This window comes from Micromonospora sp. AKA38 (assembly GCF_027925725.1).
GTDB lineage: Bacteria > Actinomycetota > Actinomycetes > Mycobacteriales > Micromonosporaceae > Micromonospora.
This window is the reverse complement of sequence record NZ_BNEI01000005.1, coordinates 20,029-40,953: the sequence shown is the minus strand read 5'-3', so window position 1 is coordinate 40,953 and position 20,925 is coordinate 20,029. Positions and strand designations below refer to the sequence as shown.

16 protein-coding genes are annotated in these 20,925 nt (G+C 71.9%); 10 read left to right on the top strand and 6 right to left on the bottom strand.

The genetic code is table 11. The features are described from left to right. Window positions 1–30 precede the first annotated feature (30 nt). Genes TPA0908_RS17800 through TPA0908_RS17790 form a run of 3 tightly spaced genes read left to right on the top strand, consistent with a single transcriptional unit; the run spans window position 31 to window position 3,655 of the window. A complete protein-coding gene (locus TPA0908_RS17800; protein ID WP_281939393.1) occupies window positions 31–1,161 on the top strand; it encodes a DegT/DnrJ/EryC1/StrS family aminotransferase in 1,131 nt (376 codons plus the stop codon). Continuing rightward, window positions 1,158–2,405, top strand: a complete 1,248-nt coding sequence (locus tag TPA0908_RS17795; protein WP_281939391.1) for a glycosyltransferase family 4 protein — start codon at window positions 1,158–1,160, stop codon at window positions 2,403–2,405. The genes TPA0908_RS17800 and TPA0908_RS17795 overlap by 4 nt, the downstream gene beginning before the upstream one ends. After that, window positions 2,402–3,655, top strand: a complete 1,254-nt coding sequence (locus TPA0908_RS17790) for a glycosyltransferase (RefSeq protein ID WP_281939389.1) — start codon at window positions 2,402–2,404, stop codon at window positions 3,653–3,655. The genes TPA0908_RS17795 and TPA0908_RS17790 overlap by 4 nt, the downstream gene beginning before the upstream one ends. Here the strand turns inward: TPA0908_RS17790 and TPA0908_RS17785 are convergent. Continuing rightward, window positions 3,587–5,062: a lipopolysaccharide biosynthesis protein gene (locus TPA0908_RS17785; protein WP_281939387.1), complete on the bottom strand. Its 1,476-nt coding sequence runs from the start codon at window positions 5,060–5,062 to the stop codon at window positions 3,587–3,589. The genes TPA0908_RS17790 and TPA0908_RS17785 overlap by 69 nt on opposite strands. Window positions 5,063–5,249: 187 nt before the next feature. Between TPA0908_RS17785 and TPA0908_RS17780 the strand changes: the two genes are divergently transcribed. After that, window positions 5,250–6,449: a glycosyltransferase gene (locus TPA0908_RS17780; protein ID WP_281939385.1), complete on the top strand. Its 1,200-nt coding sequence runs from the start codon at window positions 5,250–5,252 to the stop codon at window positions 6,447–6,449. Here the strand turns inward: TPA0908_RS17780 and TPA0908_RS17775 are convergent. The 3 genes from TPA0908_RS17775 to TPA0908_RS17765 are packed head-to-tail and all read right to left on the bottom strand — an operon-like array spanning window position 6,398 to window position 9,103. After that, on the bottom strand, window positions 6,398–7,408 hold the full coding sequence (locus tag TPA0908_RS17775; protein WP_281939384.1) for an NAD-dependent epimerase/dehydratase family protein: 1,011 nt from the start codon (window positions 7,406–7,408) through the stop codon (window positions 6,398–6,400). The two genes, TPA0908_RS17780 and TPA0908_RS17775, sit on opposite strands and share 52 nt — an antisense overlap. A gap of 33 nt (window positions 7,409–7,441) precedes the next feature. Then, complete coding sequence (locus TPA0908_RS17770) at window positions 7,442–8,380, bottom strand: NAD-dependent epimerase/dehydratase family protein (protein WP_281939382.1); 939 nt, start codon at window positions 8,378–8,380, stop codon at window positions 7,442–7,444. Between the two features lie 21 nt (window positions 8,381–8,401). Then, window positions 8,402–9,103, bottom strand: coding sequence for a sugar transferase (locus tag TPA0908_RS17765; protein ID WP_281939380.1), 702 nt, complete (start codon window positions 9,101–9,103; stop codon window positions 8,402–8,404). A gap of 378 nt (window positions 9,104–9,481) precedes the next feature. Between TPA0908_RS17765 and TPA0908_RS17760 the strand changes: the two genes are divergently transcribed. Both TPA0908_RS17760 and TPA0908_RS17755 read left to right on the top strand, forming a co-directional pair. Continuing rightward, window positions 9,482–10,207 (top strand): class I SAM-dependent methyltransferase, encoded by a 726-nt coding sequence (locus TPA0908_RS17760; RefSeq protein ID WP_281939378.1) that lies wholly within the window; start codon window positions 9,482–9,484, stop codon window positions 10,205–10,207. A 122-nt stretch (window positions 10,208–10,329) separates the two neighbouring features. Further along, window positions 10,330–11,196 (top strand): NAD(+)/NADH kinase, encoded by an 867-nt coding sequence (locus TPA0908_RS17755; RefSeq protein WP_281942594.1) that lies wholly within the window; start codon window positions 10,330–10,332, stop codon window positions 11,194–11,196. A 3-nt stretch (window positions 11,197–11,199) separates the two neighbouring features. Here the strand turns inward: TPA0908_RS17755 and pgm are convergent, their stop codons facing one another. Both pgm and glgC read right to left on the bottom strand, forming a co-directional pair. Next, on the bottom strand, window positions 11,200–12,843 hold the full coding sequence (pgm, locus tag TPA0908_RS17750; protein WP_281939376.1) for a phosphoglucomutase (alpha-D-glucose-1,6-bisphosphate-dependent): 1,644 nt from the start codon (window positions 12,841–12,843) through the stop codon (window positions 11,200–11,202). A gap of 33 nt (window positions 12,844–12,876) precedes the next feature. Then, window positions 12,877–14,109 (bottom strand): glucose-1-phosphate adenylyltransferase, encoded by a 1,233-nt coding sequence (gene glgC, locus TPA0908_RS17745; protein WP_281939374.1) that lies wholly within the window; start codon window positions 14,107–14,109, stop codon window positions 12,877–12,879. Between the two features lie 94 nt (window positions 14,110–14,203). Here glgC and glgA point away from each other — a divergent pair, with 94 nt between their 5' ends. From glgA to glgB, 4 genes are all read left to right on the top strand, one after another. Then, a complete protein-coding gene (gene glgA / locus TPA0908_RS17740; protein ID WP_281939372.1) occupies window positions 14,204–15,409 on the top strand; it encodes a glycogen synthase in 1,206 nt (401 codons plus the stop codon). A 213-nt stretch (window positions 15,410–15,622) separates the two neighbouring features. Further along, on the top strand, window positions 15,623–16,396 hold the full coding sequence (locus TPA0908_RS17735; RefSeq protein ID WP_281939370.1) for a phosphotransferase family protein: 774 nt from the start codon (window positions 15,623–15,625) through the stop codon (window positions 16,394–16,396). A gap of 332 nt (window positions 16,397–16,728) precedes the next feature. Continuing rightward, window positions 16,729–18,825: an alpha-1,4-glucan--maltose-1-phosphate maltosyltransferase gene (locus TPA0908_RS17730; protein WP_281939368.1), complete on the top strand. Its 2,097-nt coding sequence runs from the start codon at window positions 16,729–16,731 to the stop codon at window positions 18,823–18,825. After that, window positions 18,813–20,915, top strand: coding sequence for a 1,4-alpha-glucan branching protein GlgB (glgB, locus tag TPA0908_RS17725; RefSeq protein ID WP_281939367.1), 2,103 nt, complete (start codon window positions 18,813–18,815; stop codon window positions 20,913–20,915). Before TPA0908_RS17730 ends, glgB begins: the two co-directional genes overlap by 13 nt. The last annotated feature ends 10 nt before the right edge of the window (window positions 20,916–20,925 follow it).

The following is a 20,925-nucleotide window of genomic DNA, read 5'->3' as shown; positions in this document are numbered from 1 at the left end:
AGGGTGTCCACCATCGTGACGGGAGACTGCATGAGCGGCCGGGTCCATCTGTCCCCGCCCGACGTGGGGCAGCTCGAGGAGTCCTATCTCATCAACGCCCTGCGGTCCGGCTGGATCGCGCCGGTAGGTCCCGAGGTGACCGCTTTCGAGCGGGACATCGCGGAGCGAGCCGGGTGCGCCCACGCCGTGGCCGTCAGCTCGGGCACCGCGGCGCTGCATCTCGCGCTGCTCGCCCTGGGCGTCCGCCCGGGCCAGGTCGTCGTCGTACCCACCATGACGTTTGTGGCCAGCGCGAACGCGGTGGTCTACACCGGCGCCGAGCCCGTCTTCGTCGACAGTGAGCCCAACACCGGCAACATCGATCCCGCGCTTCTCGCCGCGCTGCTGGAGACGCTGCGGGCTGAGGGCCGAAGCGTCGCGGCGGTCATGGCGGTCGATCTCTTCGGCGCCTGCGCCGACTACACCCGCCTGGTCCCGGTGTGCGATGCGGCCGGCGTTCCGTTGCTGGAGGATGCCGCCGAGTCGTTGGGTGCGGCCCACGGCGGGCGCCCGGCCGGTTCGTTCGGACGTGCCGGAGTCTTCTCCTTCAACGGCAACAAGATAATCACCACCTCCGGTGGCGGGATGCTGGTCTCCGACGACGGCGAGTTGGTGGAGCGGTGCCGGCATCTGGCCACCCAGTCCCGGCAGCCGGTCGTGCACTACGAGCACCACGAGGTCGGCTACAACTACCGGCTGAGCAACCTGCTGGCCGCTCTCGGCCGGGCCCAACTGACCCGGCTCGACGAGATGAGGTCACGCCGCCGGCAACTGCGCGAGCGGTACGCCAAGTTCTTCGCGGCCATACCCGGAGTGCGACTGCTCGGCGAAGGCGACGTCGAGAGCAACTGTTGGCTGACCTGTGTCGTGGTCGATCCCGAACGGTCGAGTTGGCCCGCCGCCGACCTCGCGGCGGCACTCTCCCGCGCCGACATCGAGACCCGCCCGCTGTGGAAGCCGATGCACCGCCAGCCGGTCTACGCAGGCGCCCGAGCAGCGTTGAACGGGGTGTCGGACCGACTCTTCGCCCACGGTCTCGCGCTACCGAGCGGCTCGGCCATGGACGACTCACAGGAGGCACACGTCTTCCGGACCATCGAGCGGTTCCTGGAGCGCGGGTGAACGACGCCATGAGGGGTCTGCGCATCGCCATCATCGTCAAGACCAATGTGGGCGGCGCCTGGGTCGCCACGCAGGCAGCGACCCTGCGCGACCGTGGGCACGAGCCCATCGTCGTCCTTCCGGCCGGCCCCGGTCGACTCACCGAACGCCTGCACGAGATCGGCGTACGGACCGTGCCGTCCCCGTTCAGCTTCCGCTTCCGTCCGACCCCCGCCACGGTGCGCCAACTGTGGCAGCTCCGCCGGCTCCTGCGTGAGCTGCGGCCCGACGTGGTGAACCATCACCTGTACGCCGCCGCCCTCGCCGCCCGGATCGCCTCCCTGGGGCTCGGGTTCTGCCGGGTGCACACGGTGGTCGGCCCGTTGTTCCTCGAGTCGCCCGTGATCCGCGCGGTGGAACGGGTGCTCTGCCGCCTGGACCATCTCGTGATCTGCGGCACCGCCTACACCTCTCGACTCTACGGAGAGCTCGGCCTGTCGAGCGAACGCCGCCCCGCGGTGACGGTGGGGGTCGACATCTCCCGCTACCGGCCCCCGTCACACCGGGACCGGGAGCGGGCAAAGGCCCGGGCCGACCTCGGCCTGCCGCTGTCGGGCTTCGTGGTCATCATGGTCGCCTTCGTCTATCCACCACGGTGGTTGGGCACGAGTCGGCGGGGCATCAAGGGCCACGACGTGCTGCTGGAGGCATGGCGGTCGTTCCGGGCCCGCCGGCCCGACGCGCACCTCCTGCTGGTCGGCGGCGGCACCAACCGGATCGGGGTGGCGCATCGGGACGAGCTGATCCGGCGGTTCGACGTCACCGCCGATCCGAGCGTGACGTGGCTGAACTCGGTCGAGGACGTGCGCCCGGCCTACCGAGCGGCGAACCTCAGCGTCAGCCCGTCCCTGTCCGAGGGGCACGGGGCCCCGGTGGAGGCCAGCGCCATGTCGGTGCCGAGTGTGGTCAGCGATGCGGGTGGACTGCCGGAGACCGTGGACCGGCGGTCCGGCTGGGTGGTGCCACGAGACGACGTCGACGCACTGGCCGAAGGCCTGGAGGTGGCGTACCGCGAGTACGCGGCCGGGCGGCTGGACACCCGTGGCGACCATGCCCGCCGATACGCCGAGCAGCATTTCGACAGGCAGCGGGCGGAACACCGGATGGTCGACCTCATTGAGGAGGCCGTCGAGCGACATGCGACCGATCGCCCGCGACGCCCGGTAGCCGGCACTCGACGTTCTTCCTTGGAGACCGCCGAGTGAGGGTCGTGGTCACCACGGAGAGCAGGCTCATCCGGACCCCGGACGGCAGTGTGTGGACGTCCACGACCGCCGACCACCGCTTCTGGCGACGCTACCTCAGCGCCTTCGACCAGGTCCGTGTCGTGGCCCGGGTCCGGGACCAGCGGGAGCCTCCGGCCGACCTACGACGGGTCGACGGCGAGGGCGTCGAGGTCCACGCGGTGCCCTACTACCTCGGTCCCTGGCAGTATCTCCGTCGACGTCACCTGGTACGCCGCGCCGTCGGTGCCGCCGCCACCGCGGACGACGCCGTGATCCTCCGGGTCCCGTCCGTCCTCGGAACGCTGCTGTGCTCGGCCCGCGTCCGGCAGGGACTGCCGTTCGCCGTGGAGGTCGTGGGTGATCCCTGGGACGTCTTCGCCAAGGGCGTCATCCGGCATCCCCTCCGCCCGCTGTTGCGGAGCCGGGCAACAAGGCGGCTGCGGCGGGAGTGCCGCGCCGCGGCAGCCGTGTCGTACGTGACGGAGTCGCACCTCCAGGCCCGGTATCCCGGCGCGCCGGGCGTGCCGACCGTCGCCGTGTCCAGCATCGATCTGCCGGCCGAGGCATTCGTGGCTCGTCCTCGACGGTTCGCCAGGCAGGTCGGTGTCGTACCCACCATCGTCGCGGTGGGCACGCTCGAGCAGATGTACAAGGGGGTCGACACGCTCGTCCTCGCGGTGGCGCAGCTCGCCGCCCGGGGGGTGCGGGTGCGACTCGTGCACCTCGGTGACGGTCAGTACCGGAACCGGCTGCATCGTCTGATCACCGAGCACGGCGTGGCCGACCGGGTGACGCTCGCCGGATGGGTTGCCCCCGGCACCCCGCTCCGGGAACAGCTCGACCGCGCGGACCTGTTCGTGATGCCGTCGCGGACGGAAGGGTTGCCGCGCGCGCTGATCGAGGCCATGGCACGCGCCCTGCCGGCCATCGGCACGCGGGTCGGTGGCATCCCCGAACTCCTGCCCGCGGCTGACACGGTGCTTCCGGGGGACCCTTCGGCCCTGGCCACGGCCATTGCCCTGATGCTCGACGATCCCGCTCGCATGGATGCGGCCTCGGCACGGAACCTGGCCCGGGCCCGTCAGTTCTCCCGGGAGACCCTGGAGCCTCGACGCAACGGCTTCTACCAGATGGTGCGGGACGCGATGGCCCGGCCGTCCTCAGGCGCGGATCCGTCCCCGCCGATGCTGCGGGCCGACGTGACGGGTCCCACCAGGATTCAGACCTGACCGTCGGCCGGCACCCGGAGCCCTCTCCCCGGGGCGGATCGAGAGCGACCGGATCAGCATCACAACCTTGATCAGGGTCTCGACGCCGAGGGCGACCACCACCGTCCACGCGGCGCCGACGAGGCCGTACGCCGGAACCAGCAGGACGCTGACGGCCATGTTGAGCCCCAGCATCGCGACACTCGCCGTCAGTTGGTTGCCGAATCGTCGGGCGGCGAGCAACGCGGTGTTGATGAAGAACAGCGTCCCGCTGAACGCAACCGCGACGGTGAGGACGACGAGGACACCGGTGTAGCCGGCATACTCGGCTCCGTACAGCAACCTCAGCGCCGGCCCACCGACCACCGCGGCAACGAGACAGGCGCAGGCGCCGAGAACCAGGCAGGCGAGAACCAGCCGCCCGGTCAGCGCCGCCAGCCGGCGGTGGTGACCGCCCTGGTGGAGCTGAGCCATCCGGGGCAGCACCGTCTGCGAGACCGCCGAGAAGAACGTGTTGGCGGCCAGCACCACGTAGCTGAGCGCCGCGAAGATGCCGAGTGCGGCGGTACCCTGCTGCCGCTCCAGAATATATCGGGGAATGTTTGTGGTGAACGAGTTGAGCCCCACGGACAGCCCCACCGGAAAGGCGATCACCAGCAGCAGCCGAGAGTGTCGCCATGCCTTTCCGCCGGTGCCCGGCACCGAGGGTCCGGTCAGTCGACGGGCCGCCCGGCGGGAGTAGGCGATCGACCCGATGGTCGACCCGATGACCGAGCCGAGCGTCGCCCACGCCGCATTGCCGGTGAGTAGCAGCAGGCCTCCCATCAACAGCAGCGTGAGAACGCTGTTGACCATCATCGCGACACTGATCGTTCGAATGAGCAGCCGCCGCTGGAAGAACCCGAAGTAGATCTCACCGATCCCGTCGATCGCCTTGGCGAGCCCGACGAGCATGATGATCACGCCGTCGGCGGACCCTCGCACACCGGCGATGAGGGTCAGCGGCACGAGCCCGACCAGCGCCGCGACGACACCCAGCCGCAGGTAGTCGTCGAAGTCGAAGCGCCCCTGCGTCTCGGTGACCAGGACGGTACGCAGGCCGAGGCCGGCCACCAGCATCACCGGCGCGCTGACCGCGAGGCCGAACGCGTACTGCCCCACCATGTGCGGGGTGCCGAAGCGGGCGAGCAACGTGATGACCGCCCACTGGGCCACCGACGCCACGGCCAGGCCGAGCATGGCCCAGAGCACCTTGCCCGGGTCAGCTATCCGGGCTCCGTCGGCCCGCCGAGCGGCGCGGTCCCGCCGCGTGGCCGCCTCCGCGGCGGCGTGCGCGCCGACATAGCCCCGGTTCACGGCCTTCCTGGCAGTCCGACGAACGAGAACACCGAATTCCCCCTTGAGCCCCCGAATTGGAATGTCGGCCACGCCCAGCCTGCCGCACCGTCCGGTGCAACGATCTTGTCGCGTGGAAAGTGACGGGCAGAACCGCAGGAATCGTCGAGGTGCACGGATATCTGTCCTGTTTCGAGGACGCGACAGCAAGCGTCTGACTATTCTGATAGAACGCTGATGCACCCGGGGTAAGCCTGTCCGACTCTCGACGGGAGAACTGATGTCCAAAGTCGTCGTCACGTCGGAGCACCGGCTGCTGCGAACGCCCGACGGCCGCACCTGGATCGAGGCCGGACCCGACCATTCGATCTGGTCCCGTTATCTGGCCGCCTTCGACGAGGTTCGGCTGTTGTCCCGGGTACGCCATGTCGACGCCGCGCCGTCCGACGCCGGCCGGGTGGACGGACCTGGCGTCGAGGTGTGGGCGGTTCCGTACTACGAGGGTCCGGCACAGTTCGCCCGGCACAACGTGGCGATCCGGCAGTCGATCGCCCGGGCGGTGGTGGACGCCGACTCGGTCATCCTCCGGGTGCCCTCACCGATCGCCACGATCGCCAGCGGTCGGTTGCGACGGCGGGGTCGGCCATACGCCGTCGAGGTCATCGGGGATCCCTACGACCTGTTCGCCCCCGGCGGGGTGCAGCACCCGGCGCGGCCCGCCCTGCGCTACTGGGCCACCACCACCATGCAGCAGCAGTGCCGCTCTGCCGCCGCCGTCTCCTACGAGACCGAGCACGTGCTCCAACGACGGTATCCGGCCGCCGCCGGCGCGCCCTCGGTCAGCATCTCGTCGGTGGACCTGCCCACGGAGGCGTACGTCGACGAACCGCGGGTGCACACCGCGGCCCTGCCGGCGGCCCGGCTGCTCTCCGTCGGCTCGCTCGACCAGATGTACAAGGGCGTCGACACGCTGATCGACGCGCTCGTCGAGCTGAACCGCACCGGCGAACGGCACGAACTGACCCATGTCGGCGTGGGGCGGTTCGCCGACCAGCTGCGCCGGTACGCCGACGAACGAGGAGTGGCCGGGCAGGTCACGTTCGCCGGTTGGGTGTCCTCCCCCACGGCCCTGCGCGAGGTGCTGGACCGGGCGGACGTGTTCGTGATGCCGTCGCGCACCGAGGGGCTGCCCCGGGCGTTGATCGAGGCGATGGCGCGGGGCCTGCCGGCGATCGGCTCGACCGCCGGGGGCATCCCGGAGCTGCTGGCCGAGGACGTCCTGGTCCGGCCGGACGACCCGGCGGCGCTGGCGGAGCGCATCCGGACGCTGGTGGCCGATCCGGCGCGGCTGACCGAGGCGTCGCGGCGGAACCTGCGGCGCGCCCAGGACTACCGCGCCGACGTGCTCGACACCCGCCGGTCCGACTTCTACCGCACGGTACGCGCGCTGAGCGAGCCGCTGGGGGCCACCTCGCCGTGAACCCGGGCGGTGAGCGGGCCGAGCCGGGACCGCAGCCAGTCCACCGTGTGGCGCAGGCCGTCGGCGAAGGGCGCCGGGCGGATGCCGGGGAACAGCTCTCGCAGCAGCAGGTTGTCGGCCTGGGAGTGCCGCACGTCCCCGGGCCGGGGCGGCTCGTGCCGGACGGTGAGCGGCCGGTCCACGAGCAGGCGGAGTTCGTCCAGCACGGTGCGCAGGTCAGTGCGGGTGCCGAAGGCGAGGTTCACCGGCTGCGGGTGCGCGACCCGACGGAGCACCGCGTCGATCAGCACCTGGCAGACGGTCTCCACGTAGGTGAAGTCCCGGGACTGGCCGCCGTCTCCGTGCACGGTGAGCGGCTCACCGACGAGTGCCGCGTACGCGAACCGGGGGATCACCGCGGCGTAGGCGTGGTCGTGACGTTGGCCGGGGCCGTAGATGTTGAAGAAGCGGAAGGCCAGGGCCGGCAGGCCGAAGCTGGACTGGAACGCCAACGCGTACGCCTCGGTGGCGAGCTTGCTGGCGCTGTACGGGCTCAGCGGTCGGGTCCAGTCCGTCTCGCTCTTGGGCAGCGCCGGATTGCTGCCGTACACCGACGACGAGGAGGCGACGATCACGTGGCCCACCTCGGCGTGCCGGGCGGCGTCGAGGACCGCGAGCGTGCCGGTGGCGTTGGCGGCGTGCGAGGCCATCGGGTCGCGCAGCGAGCGCGGCACGCTCGGCAGGGCGGCCAGGTGCACGACGGCGTCCCGGTCGACCATCGCCCGGTGGAGCGCCGACGGGTCGAGGATCGAGCCGCGGATCACCTCCACGTCGCAACCGTCCAGGTTGCTCTCCAGGCCGACGGAGAAGTCGTCGATCACCCGGATGTCGGCGAACGCACCCCGGGCCAGGGCGGCCCGGACGAGGTTGCTTCCGACGAAGCCACCGCCGCCGGTGACCAGTACGCGGGTCGCACTCAACAATGTCCTCTTTCGTCGAGGTGGAAGTCGGTGTCAGGAGTTGACCGACTCGAACGCGAGGGTGTCGTTCGGCGCGGCCGGGGCACCCAGCCGGCCGGCCCACAGCCCGGCCAGGGAGTCGGCCAGCGAGTGCCGGGGAGACCACCCCAGCGCGTCGGCGGCCCGGCTGATGTCGGCGCGGGTCCAGGGCACCGCCGCGGACCGCTCGGCGGCCGGTGATCGCAGCCCGTCGACGATGTGCCCGGTGAACCCGGCCTGGCGGGCGAGCATCTCGACGGCCTCCCGGACGGCAACCGCCCGGCCGCTGCCCACGTTGAAGACGGGCGCCGGCAGACGATCGGCCCGCAGCGCCGCCAGCACCGCCCCCGCCACGTCGCGGACGTCGACGAAATCGCGGTGTGCGTCGCTGAGCCCCAGCTCGATCTGGCCGGCTCCGCTGGCCGACGCGGCTTTCAGCAGGTCGGCGGCCCGCCCCAGCACGGTGCCGTGGGGCGAACCCGGTCCGACGGGGTTGAAGACCCGCAGCACCACGGCGTCGACCTGGGGACGACCGGCGGCCAGCCGCACCAGGTCGGTCGCGGCGAGCTGACTGATTCCGTACTCGCTCACCGGGTGGGCCGGATCCGTCTCGGCCGCGTCGCCGCCGTACGGGATGATCCCGTACTCGGCCGCCGAGCCGATCCGGACCAGCCGGGTCCGCGGCGAGACCGCCTCGACCCCCTCGATCAGCTTGGCGGTGACCAGCGTGTGCGCCTCGATGAACTGGGCGGCGGTGCCGACGATCCGCCCGGCGCAGTTGACCACCGCGTCGGGTCGTACCCGTCGCAGGAACGCGATCAGGTCCGCCCCGTCCAGCGCGACGAGGTCGCATTCCCGCCGGCTCGGCGCGACGACCGTGAAGTGCTCCGCGAGGACGACCCGGACCGCACGGCCGATGAAGCCGGACGCGCCGAAGATCAGGATCCTGACCATGGGGCTCCCGTCGTGTCGAGATCAGCCGGACGAACGTGCCGATGTCGCCGCCGGGGACGAGCGACGGTCACTGGCGTCACGCTCGCTCGGGGTGCCCATGAACTCGTGCCAGGTGACGGTGCCGGGTGCCGAGATGCCCTCCCGACGCAGCACCACCTTGACGGTCTCGGCGAGGATCCGCAGGTCCAGGGCGAGGGACCGCCGGTCGACGTACTCCAGGTCGTACTCGAACTTCTTCTCCCAGCTCAACGCGTTGCGCCCGCGCACCTGCGCGAGACCGGTCAGACCGGGGCGGACCTCGTGGCGGCGGGCTTGTTCCGGGGTGTACCGCTCCAGGTAGCTGACCAGGTGCGGGCGGGGGCCCACCAGGCTCATCTCGCCGCGGAGCACGTTCCACAGCTCCGGCAGCTCGTCCAGGCTGCTGGCGCGGAGCCAGGCCCCGAGCCGGGTCAGCCGGTCGGCGTCGGTGACCAGGCCACGGCGGGGATCCAACGGCAGCATGGTGCGGAACTTGACGACGTCGAACAACGCGCCGTCCCGGCCCGGCCGGGTGTGCCGAAACAGCACCGGACGCCCGTGCGTCGCCAGGATCACGCCCGCCACCAGCAGCATGAGCGGGGCCGCGAGGACGAGCAGGACGACGGCCAACGCGACGTCCATCACCCGCTTGACCGTGTCGTACGGGCGGGACCGCCACTCCGGGGGGCGGGCGTGTGCAGTCATCGGCCGCGTCGGCGGCTGATCCCGCAGCGACCCACCGTCACCTGGCACGTGGACTCTCCTTGTCGTCTCCTGCGATGCACACCGTGGACATTCTGGGTGATTGAACGCCACCAAGTGGGGCAAAGCGGGAGTTTTGGTCCCCGAGAACGCTCATCCGTTCCCACCCGACCCACCACCTAACGACCACCGCGGCAGGAGGTCACGTCCGGCGGCGCGAGCGACCGAGGCGGCGCAACCGCGCTAAAGGGACAAATCATCCGGTCGCCCATCACCGGACCGGACGACGGCCGTTGGTAGGAGGACAGGAGCGGGTCGAACGCCGCCCGCAGGTCGGATGGTGATCCACGCCCCGCATCGCGATCACCCGGAAGGAGCACGATGAGCGCGCGCACCCTCGCCAGGACCGTCACCAAGGCCGTCCGACGCCCCGTGCGTACCACCCGGGTCCTGCTGGACCGCCGGGCCTGGGCCGGCCTGGCCTGGTTCGTCCGCGACGCCCGGTCCTGGCAACCAGCGGACGCCGACCAGCTCGTGACCAGTCGCCGCTACCGCTCGTACAAGTCGTACGTGGCACACCAACGCAGCAAGCTCGCGCTGCTGGACCTGTCGGAGTACGACCGGAGGTTCCGCGCCGCGTTGGCCGCGAGGCTGGCCGGGGAGGACTGGACGGGCCGATCGGTGCTCTGCCTCGCCGCCCGGCTCGGCACCGAGGTCAAGGCGTTCCACGACGTGGGCGCCTTCGCCGTCGGCATCGACCTGAACCCCGGCGAGGAGAACCCGTGGGTGCTGCACGGCGACTTCCACCATCTGGTCTTCCCCAACCGGTGCGTCGACGCCGTCTACTGCAATGCCCTGGACCACGCGCTCGACCTGGACCGCACGGTCGACGAGATCCAGCGGGTGCTCCGGCCCGACGGTCGGTTGATCGTGGACGCGCAGCAGGGCGTCGCCGACGCGGCCTTCGACGCGTGGGCCGCCACCGCCTGGAAAGAGACCGACGACCTGGTGAAGGCGATCGAGGCCCGCGGCATGACGCTCCTGGACCGCCACGGCATCACCGAGCCCTGGCCCGGTGAGCAGCTCGTCTTCGTCACCTCCCACTGAGCCGCGCGGTCGCGGCCGTACACCCGGCGGGCCGCCCGCCGGTGTGGTGAGCTGTATCGGTGGCGGGGTATGTGTTCGGGCTGGTGCTGCACCCGACTCGGGACGTCTCCGAGGTGGTGGAAATGATCGTGGGTTGGGCCACCCGGCACGGCAAGACGCTTGCCGTACGCGCCGAGGACCGGCACCGCGTGCCGCCCTCGGTGGCGGCGGTGGCCGCCCACGCGCTGGCCGCGCAGAGCGACGCGCTGATCAGCATCGGCGGGGACGGCACCATGCTCGGCGCGTTGCGGCTGGCCGTACGGGACCCGAAGCCGGTGCTCGGGGTGCACCTGGGCCGGGTCGGTTTCCTGGTCGAGGTGCAGCCGCCCGATCTGCCCCGGGCGCTGGAACGGCTGGTGGCGCACGACTTCACCATCGAGTCGCACGCCTGCCTGGCCTGTGACGTGTGCGGCGACGACGTGGTGGCGTTCAACGACATCGCGCTGGTCCGGCAGCCGGGGGCCGGCTTCGTCACCGCCACGCTCGCGGTGGACGGCCAGCGGTACGGCTACTACCGGTGCGACGCGATCGTGGTGAGCACGCCGACCGGCTCGACCGCGTACAGCTACGCCGCCGGCGGCCCGCTGGTCTCGCCGGCCACGGAGGCGCTGGTGGTGACGCCGTCGGCGCCGATGGCCGGGATCTCCCGGTCGGTGCTGCTCTCCCCGCACGAGAGCGTCCATCTGGAGCTGCGCCCGGACTCGGCGCCGGTGGCGGTGGAGATGGACGGGCTGCTGATCCGCGAGGCGGCGACCGGCGGGTCGGTGCACGTCCGGTACGTCCGCGACGCCGGCCGGGTGGTCCGCCTCGACCCGCGCCGCTACCAGGAACGCAACCAGCTCAAGCTGAGCCTGCTGGACCTGCCGCTGCTGCCCGACCAGCTCCGCGAGCTGCTGCCGGACGGGCTGCGGGAGCAGCTCAACCGCCGTGAGCTGCCCCCGGACCGCTGACCGTCAGGCCGTGCCGAGCACGCCGTCGACGAGTGACTTCGCCTCGTCCTGGATGCGGGCCAGGTGCTCCGGCCCCTGGAACGACTCGGCATAGATCTTGTAGACGTCCTCGGTGCCCGACGGCCGGGCCGCGAACCAGCCCGACTCGGTGGTCACCTTCAGCCCGCCGATCGACGCGCCGTTGCCCGGGGCGCTGGTGAGCGTGGCGGTGATCGGCTCGCCGGCCAGTTCGGTGGCGGTCACCTGCTCCGGCGAGAGCTTGCCGAGGACGGCCTTCTGCTCCCGGCTGGCCGGGGCGTCGATCCGGGCGTAGGCGGGCGCGCCGAACCGCTCGGCCAGCTCGGCCCAGTGTTCGCTGGGCGTGCGCCCGGTCACCGCGATGATCTCGGCGGCCAGCAGGCAGAGCAGGATGCCGTCCTTGTCGGTGGTCCAGGTGCTGCCGTCGCGGCGCAGGAAGGACGCGCCGGCGCTCTCCTCGCCGCCGAAGCCGACCGTGCCGTCGAGCAGGCCGGGCACGAACCACTTGAAGCCGACCGGCACCTCCAGCAGCGGCCGGCCCAGGTCGGCCGCGACCCGGTCGATCATCGAGGAGGAGACGAGCGTCTTGCCCACCGCCGCGGCCGGGCTCCACCGCTCCCGGGTACGGAACAGGTGGCCGATCGCCACCGCCAGGTAGTGGTTGGGGTTCATCAGCCCGCCGTCGGGCGTGACGATGCCGTGGCGGTCGGCGTCGGCGTCGTTGCCGGTGGAGACCGCGAAGCGGTCCCGGGCGGCGATCAGCGAGGCCATCGCGTTCGGCGAGGAGCAGTCCATCCGGATCTTGCCGTCGCCGTCGAGCGTCATGAACCGCCAGGTCGGGTCCACCTCGGGGTTGATCACCGTGAGGTCGAGGCGGTGCCGCTCGGCGATCGCCCCCCAGTACGCGACGCTCGCCCCGCCCATCGGGTCGGCCCCGACGCGCACCCCGGCGTCCCGGATCGCGTCGATGTCCAGCACTGCGGGCAGGTCGTCGACGTACCGGGCGAGGAAGTCGTACTCCCCGGTGGTGTCGGCGGCGCGGGCCCGCGCGTACGGGATGCGCTTCACCTCCTTGAGCCCGGCGGCGAGGATGGCGTTCGCGCGGTCCTGGATCCACTTCGTGACGTCGGTGTCGGCCGGCCCGCCGTTGGTGGGGTTGTACTTGAACCCGCCGTCGGACGGCGGGTTGTGCGACGGCGTGATCACGATGCCGTCGGCGAGCCCGCCGGTGCGGCCCCGGTTGTGGGTGAGGATGGCGTGCGACGCCGCCGGGGTCGGGGTGTAGCCGTCCCGGCTGTCGCGCAGCACGGTGACGTCGTTCGCGGCCAGCACCTCCAGCGCGTCGGCCTCGGCCGGCGCGGAGAGCGCGTGGGTGTCCCGGGCCAGGAACAGCGGCCCGTCCACGCCGTGCTCCCGCCGGTAGTCGCAGAGCGCCTGGGTCACGGCGAGGATGTGGTCGGAGTTGAACGCGTTGCGCAGGCTCGACCCGCGGTGCCCGGACGTGCCGAAGGAGACCTGCTGCGCCGGGTCGTCCGGGTCCGGGTGCTCGGCGTAGTAGGCGGTGACCAGCCGGGGCACGTCGACCAGGTCGGCGGGCTCGGCGGGCTGCCCGGCACGGGGGTGGGCCACTGCGGGATCCTCCTCGGGTTGGATGGGGGCCGGTCAGGGCTCGACGCGCTGGCCCTTGCCGATGACGACGATGCCGTTGTCGGAGACGGTGTAGCGCTGGCGGTCCTTCTCCAGGTCGACGCCGATCTCGGCGCCCTCCGGAACGTAGACGTTCTTGTCCAGGATCGCGCGGCGGACGACCGCGTGCCGGCCGATCTCGACGCCCTCCATCAGCACCGCGCCGTCGACGTGCGCCCAGGAGTGCACCTTGACCTTCGGCGAGACGACCGAGTTCTCCACCAGCGAGCCGGAGATCACCGCGCCGGGCGAGACCATCGAGCCGACCGCCCGGCCGACCCGCTCGCCCCACTGGTGGACGAACTTGGCCGGCGGGTACGGCGGCTGTTCGGTGTAGATCGGCCAGTCGAAGTTGTAGAGGTTGAACACCGGGTGCACGTTGATCAGATCCATGTGCGCGTCGTAGAACGAGTCGAGCGTCCCCACGTCGCGCCAGTAGCCGCGGTCCCGGTCGGTGCTGCCCGGCACCTCGTTGTCCTTGAAGTCGTAGACGTTGGCCTCGCCGCGCTCGACCAGCATCGGGATGATGCTGCCGCCCATGTCGTGCTTGCTCGTCTTGTCCTCCGCGTCGCGCTCGACCGCCTCGCAGAGCGCGCCCGTGGAGAACACGTAGTTGCCCATCGAGGCGTAGATCTGGTCGGGCGCGTCGGGCAGCCCCACCGCGTCGGTGGGCTTCTCCCGGAACGCCCGGATCCGCTTGCCGTCCTCGCCGACCTCGATCACGCCGAACTGGTCGGCCATGCTCAGCGGCTGGCGGATGCCGGCCACCGTCACCCCGGCGCCGGAGGCGATGTGGTCCTCCACCATCTGCCGGGGGTCCATCCGGTAGATGTGGTCGGCGCCGAAGACGATCACGTAGTCGGGCTGCTCGTCGTTGATCAGGTTGAAGCTCTGGTAGATCGCGTCGGCCGAGCCGGCGAACCACCACGGGCCGCGGCGTTGCTGCGCCGGCACCGGCGTGACGTAGTTGCCGAGCAGCGTCGACATCCGCCAGGTCTTGGTGATGTGACGGTCCAGGGAGTGGGACTTGTACTGGGTCAGCACGACGATCTTGAGAAAGCCGGCGTTCGCCAGGTTGGAGAGGACGAAGTCGACCATGCGGTACATCCCGCCGAAGGGGACGGCCGGCTTCGCCCGGTCGGTGGTCAGGGGCATCAGGCGCTTGCCCTCCCCGCCGGCCAGGACGATCGCGAGCACCTTGGCAGCCATGGTCAGACGCTATCCACCCGGGCGCGACTTCACCACTCGGACGGCCACACTTGCGTACCCGGTGCGATCCGGCGGTCTGCACTAGGGTGCGGGCATGGCACCGATGCGCGTCGACCTGCTCACTCGTGAATACCCGCCGGAGGTCTACGGCGGGGCCGGGGTGCACGTGGAATACCTGGCCCGCGAGCTGCGCCGCCTCGCCGACGTGCGGGTGCACTGCTTCGGCGCGCCGCGCGACGAGCCGGGCGTCACCGCGTACGCCGAGCCGGCCGGGCTGGCCGACGCGAACGCCGCGCTGCGCGTCATGGGCGTCGACCTGGAGATGGCCGCCGGCACCGCCGGCACCGACGTGGTGCACAGCCACACCTGGTACGCCAACCTCGCCGGGCACACCGCGAAGCTGCTGCACGGAGTGCCGCACGTGGTGAGCGCGCACAGCCTGGAGCCGCTGCGCCCGTGGAAGGCCGAACAGCTCGGCGGCGGGTACGCGCTCTCCTCCTGGTGCGAGCGGACCGCGTACGAGAGCGCCGACGCGATCATCGCGGTGAGCGAGGGCATGCGGCGCGACGTGCTCACCGCGTACCCGGCGGTGGACCTGGACCGGGTCCGGGTGGTCTACAACGGCATCGACACCACGCAGTACGCCCCGGACCGGAACACCGACGTGCTCGACCGGCTCGGCATCGACCCGGCCCGGCCCAGCGTGGTCTACGTCGGGCGGATCACCCGGCAGAAGGGCCTGCCGTACCTGCTGCGCGCGGCCCGGGAGCTGCCCGCCGACACCCAGCTCGTGCTGCTGGCCGGCGCGCCGGACACCCCCGAGATCGGCGCCGAGGTCCAGGAGCTGGCCGCCGAGCTGCGGGCGAAGCGCTCGGGCGTGGTCTGGGTGGCGGCGATGCTGCCCAAGCACGAGGTGATCCAGGTGCTCACGCACGCCACGATCTTCGTCTGCCCGTCCGTCTACGAGCCGATGGGCATCGTCAACCTGGAGGCGATGGCCTGCGAGACGGCCGTGGTGGCCACCGCCACCGGCGGCATCCCGGAGGTCGTCGCCGACGGCGAGACCGGGCTGCTGGTGCCGATCGAACAGGCCGCCGACGGCTCCGGCACGCCACGTGACCCGGAACGCTTCGTGGCCGACCTGGCCGCCCGGATGAACGAGCTGCTGGCCGACCCGGCGCGGATCGCGGAGTTCGGCGCGGCGGGCCGGCGGCGCGCCGTGGAGCACTTCTCCTGGCCCGCCATCGCCGACCAGACGCTCGCCCTCTACCACTCCGTGAAAGGAGGGGCCCCTTCCTAACGCCTCCGGTAGAGGCGGGGCCCCTTCTTCCGGTCACCGTGACGTCCCGGGAGTCGGGACCTAAGCCCCGGACGTCGAAGCCGGCGCTGGTCCAGCATGACGAGGCGAGCAGGTGGCCGTGGTGAGCCGTTACCGAGCCGCAAACCGACGGAGACCCGTCCCGCCCGGCAAACTCCGGCGACATCGGCGGCCGTCCCGGCCAGGATGGCCGACATGGCAGATCCCGCCCGGACGGCCGGCCCGCAGGACGTCGAGGTCGTCGTCGCCCACCGCCAGCGCGTGACGCTGCGCGTCGGCGACGTGTTCCTGAAGATCGACGGCGACCCGTCGCACGCCGAGATCGAGGTGCGGGCGATGGCCCTCGCGCCGATACCGACCCCGGCGGTCCGCTGGCACGAGCCGCCCGTACTCGCGATCGCTGCCGTGCCCGGCACGGCGCTCGGCCTCCTCGGCGAACCGTCGACCGCGTCGCCGGCGGCGTGGGCCGCCGCGGGCGCCGCCGTCCGGCGGCTGCACGACGCGCCGTTGCCGCCGTGGCCCGGACACCGGCTCGACGACGTGGCGGCCGAACTCGACAGCGAGTGCGCGTGGCTGCTCGCCAACGCCGTCCTGCCCGCCGAGGTGATCCGGCGCAACCGGGAGATCGCCGGGGCCGCGCTCCGCCCGTGGAACCCGGCGTTCGTCCACGGCGACCTCCAGATCACCCACGTGTTCGTCGACAACGACGAGGTCACCGGCGTCATCGACTGGTCCGAGGCCGCCCCCGGCGACGCCATGGCCGACCTCGCGACGCTGACGCTCGGGCACGAGGAACGCCTGGACGACCTGCTCGCGGGCTACGGCGCCGGCGCGGATCGGGAGGTGATCCGCGCCTGGTGGTCGCTGCGCAGCCTGGTGGCGTCACGCTGGCTGATCGAGCACGGCTTCGACCCGGACGCGCCGGGATGCGAGTTCGACGTGCTCCGGGCCCGGATGCGGGAACCCTAGGCGGGCCGGCCGGCGGCGGGGTCAGCTTGCGGCGCACCCGCCACTGGGCGGCGACGAGTTGCCGTCCATCGCCGAACTGCGTGAGCAGTACCAGTCCAGTACCTGGCCGGTGCGAGACGCCGTAGCGGGGCAATGGGTGTGCGCGCAGCGCTACCAACTTGATGGCGTGAACGAGTCACGAGGCGACCCGTCCACGCCATCAAGTTGGTAGGCCGGCAGGCAATAAGGCGCCTGCGCACGCCGGAGACCCCCGCCGCGCGGCGGTGGGCACCGACGGGGGCATCGGGGGGCGCTGCCGAGCGCGAGACGATCTCGCGCAGTAGGTTGAGCGGGTGACTGGACGGTTCCCGATCGAAGACGTCTCCCCCGTCGTCGCCTGCGGTCGCTACCCGGCCAAGGCGGTGGTCGGCGAGGTCGTGCCGGTGTCGGCCCGCGCCTACCGCGAGGGCCACGACGCGCTCGGCTGCAACGTGGTCTGGCTCGGCCCGGACGGCGCGGCCCGCCCGTTCACCCGGATGCGTCCCGGCGAGCCGGGGCAGGACCGCTGGCACGCCACCATCTGCCCGGACGCGGTCGGCGAGTGGCGGTTCGCCGTCGAGGCGTTCGGAGATCCGTACCTCACCTGGCAGAACGCGGTGACCAAGAAACTGGCCGCCGGGCAGGGGCCGGCCGAGCTGGCCAACGACCTGGCCGAGGGCGCGCGGGTGCTGACCGCCGCGCTCGACCTGGTGCCGAAGGCCGACCGGGAGCGCGTGCGGGCAGCCGTCAAGGCGTTGCGCGACGACGACGAGGACCTGCCCCACCGGGTGAGCGCGGCGCTGGACCTCGCGCCGCTGCTCTGGGCGCACCCGGTCCGTGAGCTGGTCACCGCCGGCGACGAGCGGACGCTGTGGGTGGACCGGCCGCGCGCGCTGTTCTCCGCCTGGTACGAGTTCTTCCCCCGCTCCGAGGGCGCGATCCCGGCCACCGTGGACGCGCCGGCCCGCTCCGGCACGTTCGTGACCGCGCTCGACCGGCTGCCCGGCGTGGCCGCGATGGGCTTCGACGTGCTCTACCTGCCGCCGATCCACCCGATCGGCCGGGTCAACCGCAAGGGCCGCAACAACGCGCTCACCGCCGGGCCGGACGACGTGGGCTCGCCGTGGGCGATCGGCGCGGCCGAGGGCGGCCACGACGCCATCCACCCCGACCTGGGTACGCCGGAGGACTTCCGCGACTTCGTCGCCGCCGCGGCCGAGCAGGGCCTGGAGGTGGCGATGGACCTGGCGTTGCAGTGCGCGCCGGACCACCCGTGGGTCACCGAGCACCCGGAGTGGTTCACCACCCGCGCCGACGGCAGCATCGCGTACGCGGAGAACCCGCCGAAGAAGTACCAGGACATCTACCCGGTGAACTTCGACAACGACCCGGAGGGCATCCGGGCCGAGGTGCTGCGGGTGGTCCTGCACTGGGTCGGCGAGGGCGTGAAGATCTTCCGGGTCGACAACCCGCACACCAAGCCGTTCGACTTCTGGCACTGGCTGATCGCCGAGGTGAAGCGCGTCGACCCGGACGTGTTGTTCCTGGCCGAGGCGTTCACCCGCCCGGCGATCATGCACGGGCTGGGCAAGGTCGGCTTCACCCAGTCGTACACCTATTTCACCTGGCGCACGACGGCGGCCGAGATGCGGGAGTACTGCGAGGAGCTGGTCGCCTCGGCGGACTGGATGCGGCCGAACTTCTGGCCCAACACGCCCGACATCCTGCACGAGTCGTTGCAGCACGGCGGGCCGCCGATGTTCAAGATCCGGGCGGTGCTGGCCGCGCTGCTCAGCCCCTCCTGGGGCATGTACGCCGGCTTCGAGCTGTTCGAGCACGTCGCGCGTCCCGGCGCCGAGGAGTACCTGGACAACGAGAAGTACGAGCTGCGGCCCCGCGACTGGGCCGGCGCGCTGGCGCGCGGGCGGTCGCTGGCGCCGTTCATCACCACGCTCAACCGGGTCCGGCGCGACAACCCGGCCCTGCACCAGCTCCGCAACCTGCGTTTCCACGACATCGACAACCCGGCGCTGCTGTGCTGGTCGAAGCACGACCCGGCGACCGGCAACACGGTGATCGTGGTCTGCTCGTTCGACTCCCGCACCGTGCAGTGGGGCAACACCACGCTCGACATGCCGGCGCTCGGGTTCGACTGGCACGAGCGGTTCACCGTGCGCGACGAGCTGACCGGCACGGAGTACGACTGGGGGCAGCGCAACGCGGTGCGCCTCGACCCGTACCTGCAACCGGCGCACGTGCTCACCGTGCGCCGCCCGGCGCCACCGGCCGACGCCGAGCCGGCGCACCCGGCGACGCCCGACCTGACCGTCGAAGACGTACCCGCCGACCTCTCCGGCGGCACCGCACCGACCGCACCGGCCGAGAAGGACGACGCACGATGGACCAGCTGATCGCCGGCGAGGCGCACGACCCGCACGCCGTGCTCGGCGCGCACCCGGCCGACGGGAGCACCACGATCCGCACGCTGCGCCGGGGCGCGGGCGAGGTGACGCTGCTCGTCGACGGGGAACGGCATCCGATGAAGCGGGTGCACGACGTCGGCGTCTTCGAGTCGGTGGTGCCCGGCGAGGTGCTCGACTACCGGGTGGAGGTGGACGGCGCGACCCTCGACGACCCGTACCGTTACCCGCCCACGCTCGGCGACCTGGACCTGCACCTGATCGGCGAGGGGCGGCACGAGCGGCTCTGGTCGGCGCTCGGCGCCCGGGTCTTCGACGAGGGCGTGGCGTTCACGGTCTGGGCGCCCAACGCGCGCGGCGTGCGGGTGGTCGGCGACTTCACCGGCTGGGGGCCGGACGACGGCTGGCCGATGCGGTCGCTCGGGTCCAGCGGCGTGTGGGAGGTCTTCCTGCCCGGCGTGCCGGCCGGCAGCCGCTACAAGTACCGCATTCTCGGCGCCGACGGCCGGTGGCGGGACAAGGCCGACCCGATGGCCACCCGCACCGAGGTGCCGCCGGCCACCGCGTCGGTGGTGCACCATTCGGCGTACGCGTGGGGCGACGCGGAGTGGCTGGAGCGCCGGACGACGCGGCGACCGCACGAGGAGCCGATGAGCGTGTACGAGGTGCACCTGGGCTCCTGGCGGCCCGGCCTCGGCTACCGCGAGCTGGCCGAGCAGTTGACCGCGTACGTCACCGAGATGGGCTTCACGCACGTGGAGCTGCTGCCGGTGATGGAGCATCCGTACGGCGGCTCGTGGGGTTACCAGGTCACCGGCTTCTACGCGCCCACCGCCCGCTTCGGCGACCCGGACGACTTCCGCCACCTGGTCGACCGGTTGCACGCCGCCGGCATCGGGGTCCTCCTCGACTGGGTGCCGGGGCACTTCGCCACGGACGAGTGGGCCCTCGCGCGCTTCGACGGCGCCCCGCTCTACGAGCACCCCGACCCGCGCCGCGGCGAGCAGCCCGACTGGGGCACGTACGTGTTCGACTTCGGACGCAACGAGGTGCGCAACTTCCTGGTCGCCAACGCGCTCTACTGGCTGGACGAGTTCCACGTCGACGGGCTGCGCGTCGACGCGGTCGCCTCGATGCTGTACCTCGACTACTCCCGGCCGGAGGGGCAGTGGGCCCCGAACGTGCACGGCGGCCGGGAGAACCTGGAGGCCATCGCGCTGCTCCAGGAGGTCAACGCCACCGTCTACCGGCACCACCCGGGCGTGCTGATGGTCGCCGAGGAGTCCACCGCCTGGCCGGGCGTGACGCGGCCGACCTCCGACGGCGGGCTCGGCTTCGGCTTCAAGTGGAACATGGGCTGGATGCACGACACCCTGCTCTACACCTCGAAGGACCCGATCTACCGCCAGCACCACCACCACCAGCTCACGTTCTCCCTGGCGTACGCGTGGAGCGAGAACTACGTGCTGCCGATCAGCCACGACGAGGTGGTGCACGGCAAGGGGTCGCTCGCCGGCAAGATGCCCGGCGACACCTGGCAGCGGCTGGCGAACGTGCGGGCGCTGCTGGCGTACATGTGGGCGCACCCGGGCAAGCAGTTGCTCTTCATGGGCTGCGAGCTGGCCGACGACCGGGAGTGGAGCGAGGAACGCGGCCTCGACTGGTACCTCACCCACGACCCGGCGCGCGCCGGCGTGCAGCGCCTGGTCGCCGACCTGAACCGCGCCTACCGGGCCACCCCGGCGCTCTGGGCGCAGGACACCGACCCGGCCGGGTTCCGCTGGATCGCCGGCGACGACGTCGCCAACAACGCGGTCTCGTTCATCCGGATCGCTCCGGACGGCGGGACGCTGGTGTGCGTGGCGAACTTCTCCGCGACGCCGCTGGCGGACTACCGGATCGGCCTGCCGGCGGGCGGCACCTGGACCGAGGCGCTGAACACCGACGCCCACCACTACGGCGGGTCGGGGGTGGGCAACCTGGGCGAGGTGCACGCGGAGAACATCCCGTGGCACGGCCTGCCCGCCTCAGCGGCCCTCCAGGTCCCCCCGCTCGGCGTCCTCTGGCTCCGCCAGAACTGACTCCGGAGCC